This window comes from Propionivibrio sp. (assembly GCF_029255185.1).
Classification (GTDB): domain Bacteria; phylum Pseudomonadota; class Gammaproteobacteria; order Burkholderiales; family Rhodocyclaceae; genus Propionivibrio.
Window position 1 is genome coordinate 37427 of sequence record NZ_JAPUVO010000077.1, and the last position, 15368, is coordinate 52794.

14 protein-coding genes are annotated in these 15368 nt (G+C 59.9%); 13 read left to right on the top strand and 1 reads right to left on the bottom strand.

All coding sequences use genetic code 11. The annotated features are described in order from the left end of the window. Window positions 1-9 precede the first annotated feature (9 nt). From Q1J43_RS04755 to zapD, 13 genes are all read left to right on the top strand, one after another. Window positions 10-849, top strand: coding sequence for a biotin--[acetyl-CoA-carboxylase] ligase (locus Q1J43_RS04755; RefSeq protein ID WP_301101243.1), 840 nt, complete (start codon window positions 10-12; stop codon window positions 847-849). Beyond that, window positions 846-1562, top strand: coding sequence for a type III pantothenate kinase (locus tag Q1J43_RS04760; protein WP_301101244.1), 717 nt, complete (start codon window positions 846-848; stop codon window positions 1560-1562). The genes Q1J43_RS04755 and Q1J43_RS04760 overlap by 4 nt, the downstream gene beginning before the upstream one ends. A gap of 70 nt (window positions 1563-1632) precedes the next feature. Beyond that, complete coding sequence (locus tag Q1J43_RS04765) at window positions 1633-2037, top strand: DUF350 domain-containing protein (RefSeq protein ID WP_301101245.1); 405 nt, start codon at window positions 1633-1635, stop codon at window positions 2035-2037. A gap of 212 nt (window positions 2038-2249) precedes the next feature. After that, on the top strand, window positions 2250-3263 hold the full coding sequence (locus Q1J43_RS04770) for an SPFH domain-containing protein (protein ID WP_301101246.1): 1014 nt from the start codon (window positions 2250-2252) through the stop codon (window positions 3261-3263). Between the two features lie 25 nt (window positions 3264-3288). Then, on the top strand, window positions 3289-5214 hold the full coding sequence (locus Q1J43_RS04775) for a DUF4178 domain-containing protein (RefSeq protein WP_301101247.1): 1926 nt from the start codon (window positions 3289-3291) through the stop codon (window positions 5212-5214). Continuing rightward, on the top strand, window positions 5215-5361 hold the full coding sequence (locus Q1J43_RS04780) for a hypothetical protein (RefSeq protein WP_301101248.1): 147 nt from the start codon (window positions 5215-5217) through the stop codon (window positions 5359-5361). A gap of 205 nt (window positions 5362-5566) precedes the next feature. Continuing rightward, on the top strand, window positions 5567-7348 hold the full coding sequence (locus Q1J43_RS04785; RefSeq protein WP_301101249.1) for a DUF3857 and transglutaminase domain-containing protein: 1782 nt from the start codon (window positions 5567-5569) through the stop codon (window positions 7346-7348). Window positions 7349-7459: 111 nt separating this feature from the next. Continuing rightward, entirely contained in the window at window positions 7460-8959 is a 1500-nt protein-coding gene (locus Q1J43_RS04790; protein WP_301101250.1) for a polyamine aminopropyltransferase, read from the top strand. 3 nt (window positions 8960-8962) lie between these two features. Then, window positions 8963-10600 (top strand): NAD(P)/FAD-dependent oxidoreductase, encoded by a 1638-nt coding sequence (locus Q1J43_RS04795; protein WP_301101251.1) that lies wholly within the window; start codon window positions 8963-8965, stop codon window positions 10598-10600. Window positions 10601-10611: 11 nt separating this feature from the next. Next, window positions 10612-11046: an adenosylmethionine decarboxylase gene (gene speD / locus Q1J43_RS04800; protein ID WP_301101252.1), complete on the top strand. Its 435-nt coding sequence runs from the start codon at window positions 10612-10614 to the stop codon at window positions 11044-11046. Window positions 11047-11146: 100 nt separating this feature from the next. Further along, window positions 11147-11824, top strand: a complete 678-nt coding sequence (locus Q1J43_RS04805) for an SPOR domain-containing protein (RefSeq protein WP_301101253.1) — start codon at window positions 11147-11149, stop codon at window positions 11822-11824. Next, on the top strand, window positions 11821-12447 hold the full coding sequence (coaE, locus tag Q1J43_RS04810; protein ID WP_301101254.1) for a dephospho-CoA kinase: 627 nt from the start codon (window positions 11821-11823) through the stop codon (window positions 12445-12447). Before Q1J43_RS04805 ends, coaE begins: the two co-directional genes overlap by 4 nt. A gap of 73 nt (window positions 12448-12520) precedes the next feature. Continuing rightward, window positions 12521-13276 (top strand): cell division protein ZapD, encoded by a 756-nt coding sequence (gene zapD / locus Q1J43_RS04815; protein WP_301101255.1) that lies wholly within the window; start codon window positions 12521-12523, stop codon window positions 13274-13276. A gap of 148 nt (window positions 13277-13424) precedes the next feature. On the opposite strand, the gene Q1J43_RS04820 is transcribed toward zapD, so the two are convergent. Next, window positions 13425-15359, bottom strand: a complete 1935-nt coding sequence (locus Q1J43_RS04820) for a 3-hydroxyacyl-CoA dehydrogenase NAD-binding domain-containing protein (RefSeq protein WP_301101256.1) — start codon at window positions 15357-15359, stop codon at window positions 13425-13427. Between the last annotated feature and the right edge of the window lie 9 nt (window positions 15360-15368).

A 15368-nucleotide genomic window follows, 5' to 3' on the forward strand; every position in this document is an offset into this window, starting at 1 on the left:
TCAGTGATAATGCCGGCATTCGCTGATGCCGACGCAATGACTGACACCCCCTCTTCCCTGCTGATCGATCCGCTTCGTTTGCCCGCCCTGCTCGGGATTGCGCGAGGGCGTTTTGATGTCGATGCATTGCTCGCCTGCGAATCAACCAGCACGCTGCTACTCAAGCGCGCCGCCCAGGGCGCGCCGTCCGGTAGCGTTATCGTCGCCGACCGGCAGAGCGCCGGGCGCGGCAGTCGCGGACGCCAGTGGCTGGCGACGCCGGAAGCTAGCCTCACCTTTTCCGTACTTTGGCGTTTCGACGGTGGGCTGGAACGACTGGCTGGACTCTCGCTGGCGGTTGGTTCCGCCGTGGTGCAGGCTCTTGAAGCCTGTGGCGCCACGGGCCTGTCGCTCAAATGGCCGAACGACATTTTGCATGACAACGCCAAGCTGGGAGGCATTCTCGTCGAGTTGCAGAACGAGCCCGACCGTGCGCTGGCGGTGATCGGCATTGGCCTCAATCTGACCCTGCCGGACAGCCTGGTCGAACGTGACGACTTCGCGCTGCCCGCTGCCGCCCTGGATGGCGTTCTCTTGCCACTACCGGAGCGTCATCGCCTGTTTGCACAACTCCTGCTTGAACTGGCGCAGGTTCTCGACCGCTTTGCCGACGGTGGATTTGCTGTGTTGCGCGACCAATGGCAGGCGCGGCATGCCTGGCAGGACAGGCCAGTGCGCCTGCTGCGCGATGGCCGGGTTGAGATGGAAGGGGTCTGCCGCGGCGCCGACCTTGACGGCGCCTTGCTGGTGCAGACCGGGACCGGTATTAAACGTTGCCTGTCCGGCGACCTTTCCCTGCGTGCCCTATGATCGCCATCGACGCTGGCAATACGCGCATCAAATGGGGCATCCACGATGGCGTCGCCTGGCAGGCGCAGGGCGCCCTACCCACGGCCCAAGCGTCACGCCTGGCTGAAGTTTCCACCGGGTGGCCAGACGCTGAGCGCGTGGTCGCCTGCAATGTGGCCGGCGAGGCGGTTGGTGCGGCAATCAGCGTGGCACTGGCCAAACGCTACGACCCGCTGCTCTGGTTGCACTCGAACGCAGCATGCTGTGGCGTGCGCAATGGTTATGAAGTGCCCGAGCGCCTCGGCGCCGATCGCTGGGCAGCGCTGATCGGCGCCCGCGCTCAGGTCTCCAGCGCCTGCCTGGTCGTCTGTGCGGGGACAGCGACCACCGTCGATTGGCTCGATGCGCATGGAGATTTCCGTGGCGGCCTGATCCTGCCCGGCGTTGACCTGATGCGCGCCTCGCTGGCGCGCAACACGGCGCAACTGCCGCTGGCTGAGGGCGAGTTCCGCTGTGCGCCGCGCAATACCATAGATGCCATCGTCAGCGGCTGCCTGCATGCCCAGATCGGCGCTATCGAACGCATGTTTGCCGCGCTTTCCGCCGAACCAGGCGCTGTCTGCCTGCTGACCGGGGGAGCTGCGCCGCGCCTGACGCCACATTTGGGCATTCCGTTCCGCATGGTGGAGACTCTGATTCTCGATGGGCTGGTACGCTTTAGCGCTTCGCAGTAATCTTGCGCCTATAGTGACCGGATCAGTCCGGCCACGTACCGGAGTCTGTTGGCGTGTCCTGGAGAATGTCATGCTGCCCAAAATGTTGACCCTGCTACCCACCTTTCTGGCCTACCTGTCGCTGGCCGTCGGCTTGCTTGCCGCATTCCTGCTGGTCTATGTCAACGTCACGCCGTATGACGAAATCGCCTTGATCCGGCAGGGCAACACGGCAGCGGCGGTGAGCCTTTCCGGCGCCGTGCTCGGTTTTGCCATGCCGATCGCCAATGTCATTGCTCATAGTGACACCCTGGCCGACCTTGCCGCCTGGGGAGCGATTGCCGGCGCCGTCCAGATTCTGACCTACCTGCTTGCCCGCTTTACCCTGCCGCATCTGACTGAAGACATTCCAGCCGACAAGGTGGCTCCGGCCATTTTCCTGGCGGCACTTTCACTGACTGTAGGCTTAACTAATGCCGCTTGCATGAGTTATTAACCGAAACTCTTTCAACGCAGAGATCGCAGAGGCGCAGAGTACGCAGAGAAATTCGATGTTCACCCTACAGAGGATTAGGCTTCTTCTCAAAACTCTTTAAGTTCTCTTGGTTTTTCTCTGCGTCCTCTGCGCCTCTGCGATCTCTGCGTTGAAAGAGGTTGCAACCAACGTTTCACAGATTAATCCGGAAGTATTTTTTCAGGGAGATTGACATGGCACTTATGGATTTCATCAAGAAGCAGTTCATCGACGTCATTCACTGGACAGAGGACGGCGATGGTGTTCTGGCCTACCGCTATCCGATGCGGGACTTTGAAATCCAGAATGGCGCCCAGCTTACGGTGCGCGATTCGCAGATGGCGGTGTTCGTCAATGAGGGGCAGGTCGCTGATGTCTTCGGACCTGGTCTGTATTCACTGACCACGCACACGCTGCCGGTTCTGACCAACCTGAAGAACTGGGACAAGCTGTTCGACTCGCCTTTCAAGTCCGACATTTATTTCTTCTCGACTCGCCTGCAACTCGACCACAAGTGGGGAACGCCGAACCCGATTACCATTCGCGACAAGGACTTCGGCATGGTGCGGATGCGCGCCTTCGGCATCTATTCGTACAAGCTCACCGACCCGGGCAGGTTCTATAAGGAAATCTCGGGAACCCGCGAGCAGTATGGCGTCGATGATCTTGACGGCCAATTGCGTGGCCTGGTGATTGGCACCATGACCGACCTGTTTGGCGAATCGGGCGTTCCCTTCATCGACATGGCGGCCAATCAGGCCGAATTTGGTGCGACGCTCAAGGACAAGCTCACGCCGGTTTTCGACCGCTATGGCCTGGCGCTCGACAGCTTTGTCGTGCAGAACGTCTCGCTGCCCGAAGAATTGCAGAAGATTCTCGATACCAAGATCAGCATGAATATGCTTGGCGACATGGGGCGCTTTACCCAGTACCAGGTGGCCAACAGCATACCGCTGGCGGCGCAAAATGAAGGCGGGATGGCTGGGATCGGCGCCGGTCTGGGCGCTGGCCTGAGCATCGGGCAGGGCATGGCACAGGCCATGACCCAAGCCATGCAACCGGGTTTGGCCGCAACTGCTGCGGCAACGGTCAATGCCGATGAGGTGGTCGCTACGCTGGAGAAATTGCACGCACTGGTGGCCAAGGGCATCCTCTCGCAATCCGAGTTCGACACCAAGAAGGCCGAGTTGCTGGGCAAACTAAGCTGAAGCGCTAGCAGCCTCTCGCCCTTCAGTGAAAACCGCCAACTGCCCCTCCTGCGGCGCGCCGGTCAGCTTCCGCTCGCCGGCTTCGGTTTATGCCGTGTGCGAGTTCTGTCGCAGCACCTTGCTGCGTGACGGCGAGGCTCTGAAGAACCTCGGGCGCATGGCCGACCTGATGGATGACCCGACTTGCATCCAGATCGGCAGCGAGGGAACATTCCGTGGGCTTCACTTCGGCGTCATCGGGCGCATCCAGCTCAAGCATGAGGCAGGGCTCTGGAACGAATGGCACATCCTCTTTGACGATGCGCGCAGTGCCTGGCTATCGGAGGCGGGTGGCGAATACGTCGTCAGTTCGCAGGTGCCGGTGACTGACATACTGCCTGCATTCGAGGCTCTGCGACCCGAAATGCAGCTTAGCATCGCCGGACGCAGTTTCCGGGTCAGCGATCTTGCGTCAGCACGCTGCATCTCCGGGCAGGGCGAACTACCGTTCAAGGTCGAGGCCGGTTACGACGTCAATACCGCCGACCTGAGAAGCAACGACCGCTTCGTCACCCTCGACTACAGCGAAACGCCGCCACTGGTTTTTGTCGGCTACCCGGCGACCTTCGACGAACTCAAGCTGACCCATCTGAAGGATGCCACAGCGGCCTCTGCTGGCGGCGCCACCATCAAGGCCACGGCCTTCAACTGCCCGCATTGCGCGGCGTCGCTCAGCGTGCACTCGGGCGCCATCGAGAGCGTCGCCTGCGACAGTTGCGGCTCGGTCATCGGCATTGAAAACGAGAACGTCCGACTGCTCGCCAGTGCCGCACAGTCGATGCGCATCGTTCCCTGGTTACCGCTTGGCAGCAAGGGCCGCTTGCACGACGCCGACTGGGAAGCGATTGGTTTCCTGCGCCGCAGCACACGAGCTGACGACGTAGAGTACGCTTGGTCCGAGTACCTGCTGTTCAACGCCGAACAGGGCTTTGCCTGGCTGACGGAATACCAGGGGCATTGGAACTACGCGCGAACCCTTTCCAGCCCGCCCTCGGTCAGTCGCGGACAACCTTCCTTCTCGCGCAAACGCGACGAGTTCAAACTGTTCAGTTCGGGCCGGGCGGAAGTCACCTACGTCGTCGGCGAATTCTACTGGCGCGTCGCAGTCGGTGAATCCTGCTTCATTGAGGACTACATCTGCCCGCCGCTGATGCTCTCGCGCGAGGTCACAGACAAGGAGGCCAACTGGTCGGAGAGCGAGTATCTGGAACCGGAAGACCTTTGTAGCGCGTTCAAAATCAGCTTTTCGCCACCGGCGCGGATCGGCATTTTTGCCAACCAGCCCAACCCGCTGGTCGAACGTCATCGCGCCATGGCGCGCCTATTCTGGAAACTGGCGCTGGCGGCGACGCTGGTGCAACTGGCCTTCGTTTTCTTCTTCTCGTCGCAGCTCGTTCTCAAACAGCAACTGGTACTCTCGCCGCATAATGAAGAAGCGACACTGAGCACGCAGGAATTCGTGCTGCACAGCCGGGCGCGGACCCTGCGCGTCAAGCACAGCACCGACATTGAGAACAACTGGATCGATCTCACCACCACGCTGGTCGAAAAGCAAACCGGCGAGGCCTATCAGGGTGCGCAGGAAGTCAGCTACTACCGTGGCGTCGATGATGGCGAAAGCTGGTCGGAAGGCGATCGGAATGACGCCATTGCCTTCCGCAACCTGCCACCCGGAAATTATTACCTGAGCATTGAGTACGAGTTAGGCAAGGACCGCCGAGCCGCCGTCGTCGATACGGTTGAAGTCATCCGCAATCCGGTGACCTGGTCGAACTACGTGCTGGTGATGATCCTCCTCGTCGTTTTCCCGCTCTTTTCGCGCTGGCGGCGCAACGCCTTTGAAGCGCAGCGCTGGAACGAAAGTGCCATTGAGGGCGATGCTGAAAGTGATTCAGAGGGCGAGGAGGACTAGATGATTAGGACCAACCTCGTCATCGGTCTGCTCGCGCTGGCTTTCTTCGCCAACGCCCAGTATCAGGGCTGGAACCTCTTCGAGCGCAATACCGGCGCGCAGACCTCGCGCCTCTCGGGCAGCGGCAGCCGTGCGTACCACAAGTGATGAATTTAAGAACCTCACCGCAAAGGCGACCAAAGAAAGTGCAGAGCCCGGGACCCAGCATCGGAGACTTTCCCTTTAATCGATTTGGATATGAAACTCTAACAAACAGGATAAAAACATGAAGATTCCTACAGCATTTTTTCTCGCTGCGCTTTCCTGCTGCAATTCGGTTTGGCCTGCTACGGGTGCCCCCGTCGATCTGCAAATGCGGGTCGGTCGTTACTACGAGTCTTTTCTCGTGAACGAAGACGGGACCGCTGTCGAATCACTTGAGTGGTCGAAGACCGTACTCAAGGAAACGGCACTGGAGCGAAGCAAGCGTGCGATTGTCAGTTACAGCACTAGCGCTCAAACTGCCGAAGTCATCGCCGCTTACACATTGAAGGCGGATGGACGGCGTATTGACGTCCCGAAGGATAATTACCAGGTCGAGGTCAATCGCGGCCAGGGCAAGGATTCGCCGGTGTATTCAGACTGGACCACGCTGACTGTGGTTTTTCCAGAGGTCGCTGTCGGGGATTCGGTTGTGCTCTCCTATAAAGTCACGCAAACCGAGCCTATGTTTCCGCAGCACTACTCGACGGCGCAATTCTTCAGCAATCAAATCGCCTTCGATGACCTCCGTGTGCGCTTCGATTACCCCGCATCGATGTGGGTGCAGTATGAGGCACGCGGCATGAAGGAAGCGGAAAATCGAGTGATCGGGGATCGCAAAATCATCGAATGGCGCTACGCCAACGAGCGGCCTGTCCAGAACGACCGCCGCGATTACACTGTCTTCGACCCGGACCAGGAAATAGGTTACGCCTTTTCCACCTTCAAGACCTACGCCGACATCGCGACCGCCTATGGTGCACGCGCGCTCCCCAAAGCCGTGGTTACAGAGCGTATCGCAGCGCTCGCCACGGAAATCGTCAAAGGCAAAGCAGCCAAGGTCGACCAGGCTCGCGCGCTATATGAGTGGGTAGCCAAAAACATCACTTATGCGGGCAACTGCATCGGCGTCGGCGCGGTCGTACCACGCGACGTGTCTTTCGTTATTGACAACAAGATGGGCGACTGTAAAGACCACGCCACGCTGCTTCAGGCGCTCCTGACTGCGCAGAGCATTAAAAGCACTCAGGCCCTGGTTAATGCCGGCTCGGTCTACCGGTTACCGAAAATCCCGGTTGTCGCCAACGTAAATCACGTCATCACGTACCTGCCGGAATTCGATGAGTACGCCGACTCGACATCGGATTCAACGCCATTTGGGATGTTGCCGTTCAGCGACCAAGACAAGCCGGTCTTGCTTGTTGAAGGGTTCAAGGAGGGTGCCAAGACGCCTGTTGCACCGATCAATAGCAACCGCGAACACGTAAAAAGTGCCATCAAAATCGCACCGGATGGGTCTGCCTCAGGCAGCATTGAAGTTGTTGAAAAAGGGGAAGGCGCCGTGCGCTCGCGTGCTTGGGCGCGCAAGATATCGAAGGATGCCGAGGAAGATTTGGTCAAGAACGTTTTCCGTGGCCAGGGCATGATTGGTTATGGCAAGTTTGAAAAGGACGACCCGACCGGGATGGTCGATAGCTATCACTACAAAGCGAGTCTTAACGCTGAAAAGTTCTTGAAACTGCCAGGCCCGGGGGCTTTTTATATCTCACCGCCACTTGGTCTCTCAGCGTCAATTGCGGGTGCTGTCAGAACGCCCGCCGAGTCTGAAAAAGAGGCTGATGTCACGTGTTCAGGCGGTTCCATCATCGAAGAGTATGTGATTGAACTTCCCAAAGCGCTAAGAGTATTGTCGATTCCGAACAACGCGAAACTGAAGAACGAGTTCCTGTCCTACGCTGCAACTTACGTTTTGAAAGGCAAGGTGCTAACCGTAAAACGTACCCTTGACGATCACACAAAAGGTAACGTCTGCTCGCCGCAGTATTTCGCGGAATACAAAAAAATTGCCGACAAGGTGATGGACAATTTGAAAGAGCAAGTGCTGTACAAGTAGACTAAGGTTTGTGGCTGAGCCGTGGGATTGTGATTTTTTGCGGCACTCCGCGTTTTTTTGGCCCTGCACTTCCTTCGGTCGCCTTTGCGGTGAATATCTGAGCTTTTCAGTATGAATCAGGCGCTGCTCTTTTCGGTTTTCATCGTCGCCTCCTGCGGCCTGGCCTACGAGCTGATCGCTGGCGCGCTGTCGAGCTATTTGCTCGGCGATTCGATCACCCAGTTTTCCACCGTCATTGGAAGTTATCTGTTCGCTATGGGCATTGGCTCGTGGCTGTCGCGCTACGTCGAGCGCAATCTGGTGGCGCGCTTTGTTCAGATCGAGCTGATGGTTGGCGTACTGGGCGGGTTTTCGGCGGCTGGACTGTTTTTCATTTTTGTCTGGTTCTCGACGCCATTCAAGCTCGCGCTGTATCTGGCGGTATTTGGCATCGGCGTGCTGGTCGGGCTGGAAATCCCGCTGATCATGCGCATCCTCAAGCGCGACCTGAGTTTCAAGGACGTGGTTTCACAGGTACTGACCTTCGACTATCTGGGCGCGCTCGCCGTCTCCATCCTCTTCCCCCTGCTGCTGGTGCCGCAACTCGGGCTGGTGCGCAGCGGCCTACTCTTTGGCCTGCTCAACGTGCTGGTCGCCCTGTGGGCGCTGTGGCTGTTTCGTGAACCGCTGCGCAACAGCGGCTGGCTGAAGACCCAGGCTTTCGTCTCGCTCGCCGTGCTGACCATTGGCTTTGCCGCCGCTGGTCAATTCACCTCGCTGGCCGAAGCGCATCTTTATGCCGATGAGATCGTGTACAACGAGACCTCGCCGTATCAGCACATTGTCATTACCCGCTGGAGGGATGACCTGCGCCTGTTTCTCAACAACAACCTGCAATTTTCTTCGCGCGACGAATACCGCTATCACGAGGCGCTGGTGCATCCGGCACTGGCCACGCTGCCCGGTGCGCGGCGCGTGCTGGTCCTCGGCGGCGGCGACGGACTGGCGGTGCGCGAAATTCTGAAATACCCGCAGATCGAGTCGGTGACCCTGGTCGATCTCGATCCGGCGATGACGCAACTGTTCTCGACGGCCGCTGCGCTGCGCAAGCTCAATGCGCAGGCACTCAGTTCGCCGAAGGTCAGGGTGCTCAATGCCGACGCACTGAAATGGCTGGAGGATAACGACGATGTGTTCGACTTTGTCGTTGTCGACTTTCCCGATCCGTCCAATTTCGCCATTGGCAAACTCTACAGCGCGGCCTTCTATCGCCTGCTGGAGAAACACCTGTCAGCGGGCGCGCTGGCCGTCATTCAATCGACCTCGCCACTTTACGCTCGCCAATCATTCTGGTGCGTCGTGGCGACGCTGGAGAGTGTCGGTCTGGTGACCACGCCCTATCACGCGCTGGTGCCGTCTTTCGGCGAGTGGGGCTTCGTCCTGGCAGGTCGTCGCGCCTACCAGCCTCCGGCCGGTTATAGCGTCGAAACACGTTTCCTGACCGCGGAAACCACCCCGGCGCTGTTCCAGTTTGCCAAGGACATGGCGCGCGTCGACGCCGAAGTCAATCACCTGAACAATCAGGCGCTGGTCCGCTACTTCGAGCGCGAGTGGCGACAGGTCATCCGCTAAATCATGGAGCGCCGTGATTTTCTCTCCGCACTGGCTGCCGCCGGCCTCGCGTCCTTGCCCGGATGCGGCGCTCCGGCCCAAGCCGCCTTGCCGCCCGGTGCACTGCTCGGCACAGCAATCGACCCCGCCCATCGGCTACGCGAGCGTAATCTGCCGCCACCATCCGCGACGCGCGAGGTTCCAGTGCTCATCGTTGGCGCAGGAATCGGTGGACTATCGGCCGGATGGAAGCTCGCCAAATCCGGATTCAATGACTTTCTCATGGTCGAGCTGGAAGCTGAAGCGGGCGGAAATTCGCGGTCCGGACGCAACGAAGTCAGTGCCTTCCCTCTGGCAGCGCATTATCTACCACTGCCGACACGAGAAGCGACTGCCGTACGCGAGTTGCTGGCTGAACTCGGCGTTCTGCACGGCGACCCGCGCGCCGCCCGACCACGTTATGACGAGCGCTACCTTTGCGCCACGCCGCAGGAGCGGCTGTACCGCAATGGCTGGTGGCAGGAGGGCATCCTGCCGCACAACGGCGTCAGCGCCGCCGAGCTTGAGCAGTACCGACGTTTTTACGCGCTGATCGACGCTTTCAAACAGCGGCGCGATGGCCAGCGCCGCGCCTTTGCCCTGCCCATGGCGCTTTCCAGCCGCGCCCCCGACCTGCTGGCGCTCGACCGGCTCAGCATGCGCGACTGGCTGCTGGCGCAGGGACTCGATTCGCCGCAACTACACTGGTACGTCGACTATGCCTGCCGCGATGATTACGGCACCAACATCTCTGAAGTTTCGGCGTGGGCCGGCATTCATTATTTTGCCTGCCGCAGCGGTGAAGCGCAGGACGCGGCAAGCGATACCGTGCTCACCACGCCGGGGGGCAATGGCTGGCTGACCGAAGGCTTGGCGCAAAGCATCAAGGCCCGTGCCGGAGACCGTCTGCTCACCGGGTCGCTGGTTTTTCGCGTTGCCGAAGAGGGCGGCCGAACCAATGTCGATCTGTGGCAGCCTGAGCAACAGCGCACTGTGCGCCTGTCCGCCGGACAATTGATCTGGGCCGCGCCGCTCTTTCTCGTGCCGCATGTCTTTGCCGGACAGGACACCTTGAAGCTGGCCGCCCGGAGCTTTTCATATGCCCCTTGGCTGGTTGCCAATCTGACGCTGTCGCGTTTCCCGACGGACAGGGCCGGCGCGTCAATGGCCTGGGACAACGTGCTCTACGATAGCCCCGGCCTAGGCTATGTGGTGTCGACCCACCAGCAGATGCGGATGCGTCCCGGCACGACGGTGTTCACCTACTACCGCGCGCTCTCCGGAATGTCGCCGCAACAGGGCCGGGCGATTTTGCAGGAGACGACGCGCAAAGCCTGGGCCGATCAGATTCTCACCGAGCTCGAGCGGCCGCATCCGGATATCCGGCAGGTGACCACACGCCTGGACGTCTTCCGCAATGCACACGCCATGGCGCGGCCACTGCCGGGGTTGATCTGGGGCCAGCAACGTGCACTATTTGCCGCCGACCGGCCGCGTCTGCGCTTTGCCCACGCCGACGTCAGCGGCTTCTCGCTGTTCGAGGAGGCGCAGTATCGCGGCGTGCTGGCGGCAGAGCGAACGCTGCATCGCCTTGGAAAATCCTTCGTCACGTCGTTAAGCTAAGAACCCTTGTCATGAATGGATTACACCTCATCGCCGAACTCCACGACTGCCGCTGCGCGTCACGTCTGCTATGCAGCGTCGATGCACTACGCGAACTATGCCTCGCGGTGTGCGCGGTCCCCGGCCTGACGCCGGTCGGCCAGGTCTTTCATCAGTTTGGCAGCGCCGCCGAACCGGCCGGCGCCACCGGCGCCGTGATCCTTGCCGAGTCGCACCTGGCGGTTCACACCTGGCCCGAGCAGCATGCCGCAACGCTCGATCTTTACGTCTGCAATTTCAGTCAGGACAACAGCATTGCCGCTCGCGCCGCCTGTGAGCAACTAATCGCCGCTTTTGCGCCACAGCGGGTTGAACTGCGCGAGGTACAACGCGGCGCGCCATCAGCCATGCATGCTGCTCCTTGCGATGCGCAGCATTGCCAGGAATTACCTGAACAAGGAGGATGATTGATGCAGGGGTTTAAGGTATAAGTCATCCCCACGGCTATACTTGAACTTTTCCGACCAATAACAAGTGCCACTTGCCGAAGTTTGCTTGAGGTTCCCTATGCGCGCCTTTGTTTTTCTGTTGATCCTGATCAATCTTGTGTTTCTGGCGTGGACGCAGGGCTACCTCGGCACGTCGTTCGAGCCCGATGCTTTTCGTGTGCAGCAGCAGTTGCTGGCCGATCAGATCAAGGTGGTAGCGCGCGACGAAGCACCGGCCGAAACAGCCAAGCCTGAAGTCGTGAAGACAGAGGAAAAGAAGGCGCCCGAGCTATGCCTTGCGCTCGGTGATCTCCCGGTCGCCGACAGCACGCGCATCGAAAGTCTGTTGGCCGAAAAGTTTCCGGCATTCACGACGGCGCGTACCACGATCGAGGGCAGTGCCAATTATTGGGTCTATATCCCCCCATTGTCCTCAAAACAGGAGGCCAACATCAAAGCCGCCGAGTTGAAAAAGCTGCGTGTTCCGGAATTCTTTATCGTGCAGGAGACCGGGCCGGACAATCGGGCCATTTCGCTTGGCCTGTTTTCCAGCAAGGAGGCGGCCACGGCACGCCTTGAAGCGCTGCGTAGCCAGGGCGTCAAATCGGCCAGGGTGGGCGAGCGCAACGTCAAGCCGGCAAGCACCTTGCTTGAAATTCACGGGTCGGAAACGCAGGCCGATTCGTTGCGCAAAGCCATTGCCGAGGCGCTGCCGGAAAGCCGGATGGTTGCCTGCAAGAAAACGACGGCGCAATGAGCCTGGTCATTGGCCTGACCGGCGGTATTGGCAGTGGCAAGAGTACGGTGGCTGATTTATTTGCGTCGCTCGGGGTGGCGATCGTTGATACCGACGTCATCGCGCATGAGCTCACCGGCGTGCAGGGCGCCGCCATGCCGGAAATTGCTGCCGCTTTTGGCCCGTCAATGCGTCTTGCCGACGGCGGTCTGGATCGCTCGGCAATGCGCCGCCTTGTTTTTTCCGACCCATCGCTCAAGAGCCGGCTGGAGGCCATTCTCCATCCGATGATCCAGCGTGAGAGTAAAGCCCGTTGCCAGGCCGTGTCGGAAGCACCCTATGTGCTGCTGGTCGTGCCCCTGCTCGTCGAGTCCGGGACGTATCGTCAGTTGGCAGACCGGATTCTGGTGGTCGATTGCGACGAAGCAGTGCAGCGTTCACGTCTCATGGCGCGCAGCGGCCTCTCACTCGATGAAGCGCAGGCGATCATGAACACCCAGGCAACGCGCACAGAACGACTGGCGGTCGCCGATGACGTAGTCTTCAATGGGGCAGGACGCGATAATTTGCAGGCTCAGGTTGTCGCCCTGCATCGGCGCTATCTTGCGTTGGCGGCAGAGGCCAAAAATCCGCTCAATACTTAATGCAAACTGTTGAGATTTTGCTGCAAATGCCTCAGAATCATGCGAATTTCGCGTTTTCTTACCTGGCGGCGGCGTGATCACATACGAATATCCCTTCAATGAGCGCATACGCACGCTGCTGCGCCTTGAGGATTTGTTCGACAAGGCGAACTACTTTCTTGAGCGGAAAGGCTCGCGGGAGCATCACGCGGCCCTCTTGGCGCTATTTGAGATTCTCGAAGTAGCCGGTCGCGCCGATCTCAAGATGGACATGATTCAGGAACTCGAACGTCAGCGTCAGTCCCTTCTTGTCTTTCGCAATAATCCGGATATTTCCGAAGAGGCGCTTTCCGGCGCACTCTACGAAATTGAGCAGTGCTCTGCGGCGCTGCTCGGCATGACTGGAAAAATCGGCCAGTTTTTGCGCGAGAACGACTGGTTGATGGGAATCAAGAGTCGCGCCGTGATTCCCGGTGGCGTCTGTGAATTCGATTTGCCCTCCTACCACTACTGGCAACACCAGGCGCCCGAAGTGCGCCGTACGGCCTTGCTCGCCTGGCTTAAGCCGTTAACGCCGCTGCGCAGCGGCTTGTCCATCGTACTCAGGCTGTTACGCGGCAGCGGACGTTCGGAGCATCAGCTTGCAGAGGGCGGCGCATTCCAGATGATGCTCAGTGGCAGTGCCGCGCAGATGGTGCGGGTTTCGCTCAAGCCGCAAGTGGCGTTCGTTCCGGAAATCAGCGCCAACAAATACGCGCTCAATATCCGCTTCACCTGCCCTGACTACGACCATCGACCACGTCATGCCGAGACCAATGTCGAATTCGACATGGTTTTCTGCAATCTGTAGTGACTTTTCTGCGTGCTGCCCTCCTGCTTATCGGCTTGGGCGCTCACGCCGACGAAGTATGTCGCCATACTGGTTAGCATCGGCATGACACGTAGGGCGGGTTGCCGGTTCGGCAGCAGGGCGATGCGTTCGCGCTGTTCGCTCATTTTCAGTCTCGTTTCTGCTTCAGGTAATTTAGCGGCCCGCCGGTAAACGGGGAAAAACCGGTGCCGAAGATGACTCCGGCGTCGGCCAGATCGGCGTCAGCGACAACCCCCTCGTCCGCAAGCTGCTGTGCACGTTCAAGCAAGGGCTTGAGCAGGCGCTCGGCCAGACCTGCCGGAATGGGTCCCGCCGCAGCCTTGACCACGCCTTTGCCAGAGCTCCCGCTGGCATGGTCGTAAAAACCCCGACCGCTCTTCTGGCCAAGATGGCCCGCATTGAACCGCTCGAGCAGACACTGTGGCAAGTCGATATTCGCTCCCCCCAGTCCCTTGCCGGCAGCCATGGCAACATCGAGCCCGACCATGTCAACCAGTTCGATCGGTCCCATCGGCATGCCGAAGGCGAGCATCGCTGCATCGACGGTTTCCGGCGTGATGCCCTCATCGACCGCACGCATTGCTTCGAGCATATAGGGGGCGAGCACGGCGTTGACCAGAAAACCCGGGGCGCTTCTGACCGGCAAGGGCAAGCGGTCGATCTGCCTGACGAAGGCGGCGGCACGACTGGCCATCTCGGGATCGCCACCTGAGGCTGAAACAACTTCGACGAGCGGCATCTTGGACACCGGATTGAAGAAATGGATGCCAACCAGACGTGCCGGATTGGCCAGCACCGTGCTCAAATCTTCGAGTTTCAGGCTGGAGGTATTGGTGGCCAGCACTGCGCCCGGCTTCATCACGGCCTCCAGCTTCTTGAGCAGTGCCTGCTTGGCTTCGATGTTTTCGAAAATCGCCTCAATGACGACGTCAGCCTGCGCCGCGCCGTGGCCTTCGGGATCGGGAATCAGCCGGTCCATCACGTCGCGTAGCTGCAACGGGTCACGAATGCGCTTGCCGTAGGCCGCATAGGCGCGCTTGAGCGCCGGCGCAATACGTTCCATTCCCTGATCCTGCAAAGTCACCGTCAGGCCGCGCAGGGCGCACCAGGCGGCAATGTCGCCGCCCATGACGCCGGCGCCGACGACATGCACCCGCCTGGCCTGGAAATCACTTTCCTTGCCAAAACCCTTCAGGCGTTCCTGCATGAAGAAAACCCGAACCAGGTTGCGCGCGGTGCTTGAACGGACAATGGCGTCAACCAGTTGCGGTGCCGCGAGGGCGTTGCCCTGGTGTTTGGCCCAGATGTCGATGATCGCGTAGGGCGCCGGATAATGTTCGGGGCGGGCGCGTATGGCGACCTGCTTGCGGGCGCCGCTGGCCACCAGTCCCTTGAACGGGCCGCCCAGCAGACGCTGCAAGAGACTCAATGAACGACGCGCAGTATTGGAGAGGAGCAGCATTGTTGCCGCATTCTCCATCACCCGCGATGGCACGCACTCGTCGGCCAGCCCCATGCGTTTGGCGCGTTTGGCATCGATGGTCTTGCCGGTGAGCATCATGTCCAGCGCCGCTTGTGCACCGACCCGCTGCGGCAGTCGCAGCATGCCACCCCAGCCGGGAAAAATGCCGAGCATGACTTCCGGCAGCCCCATTTTGGTCGCCGGCTCGTCGACGGCCAGCAGATAGCGGCAGGCCAACGCCAGTTCGAGGCCGCCCCCCAGGCAGTGCCCGCGCACCATAGCCAGCGTCGGGTAGCGTACCGCCGCCAGCCGGTTGAAGAGATTCCAGCCACGAGCCACCAGTTTGAGGCCTTTTTCCGGCGTGTCGAGTTGGGTGAATTCCTGGATGTCAGCACCGGCGATGAAACCGGCCAGCTTTCCGGAGCGGATGATCAGCCCCCTGGGCGGACTTTCCTCAAGCTGGTCAAGAATCCGACCAAATTCATCCATCACTGCGCTGGACAGGGAATTGGCCGTCTCACCGGCTTTGTCGAAGGTCGCCGAGGCGATTCCTTCGGCGTCGATTTCGAGTTGCCAGTGCTGGTAGGCTCTTGTGCTCATGGTCGTCAA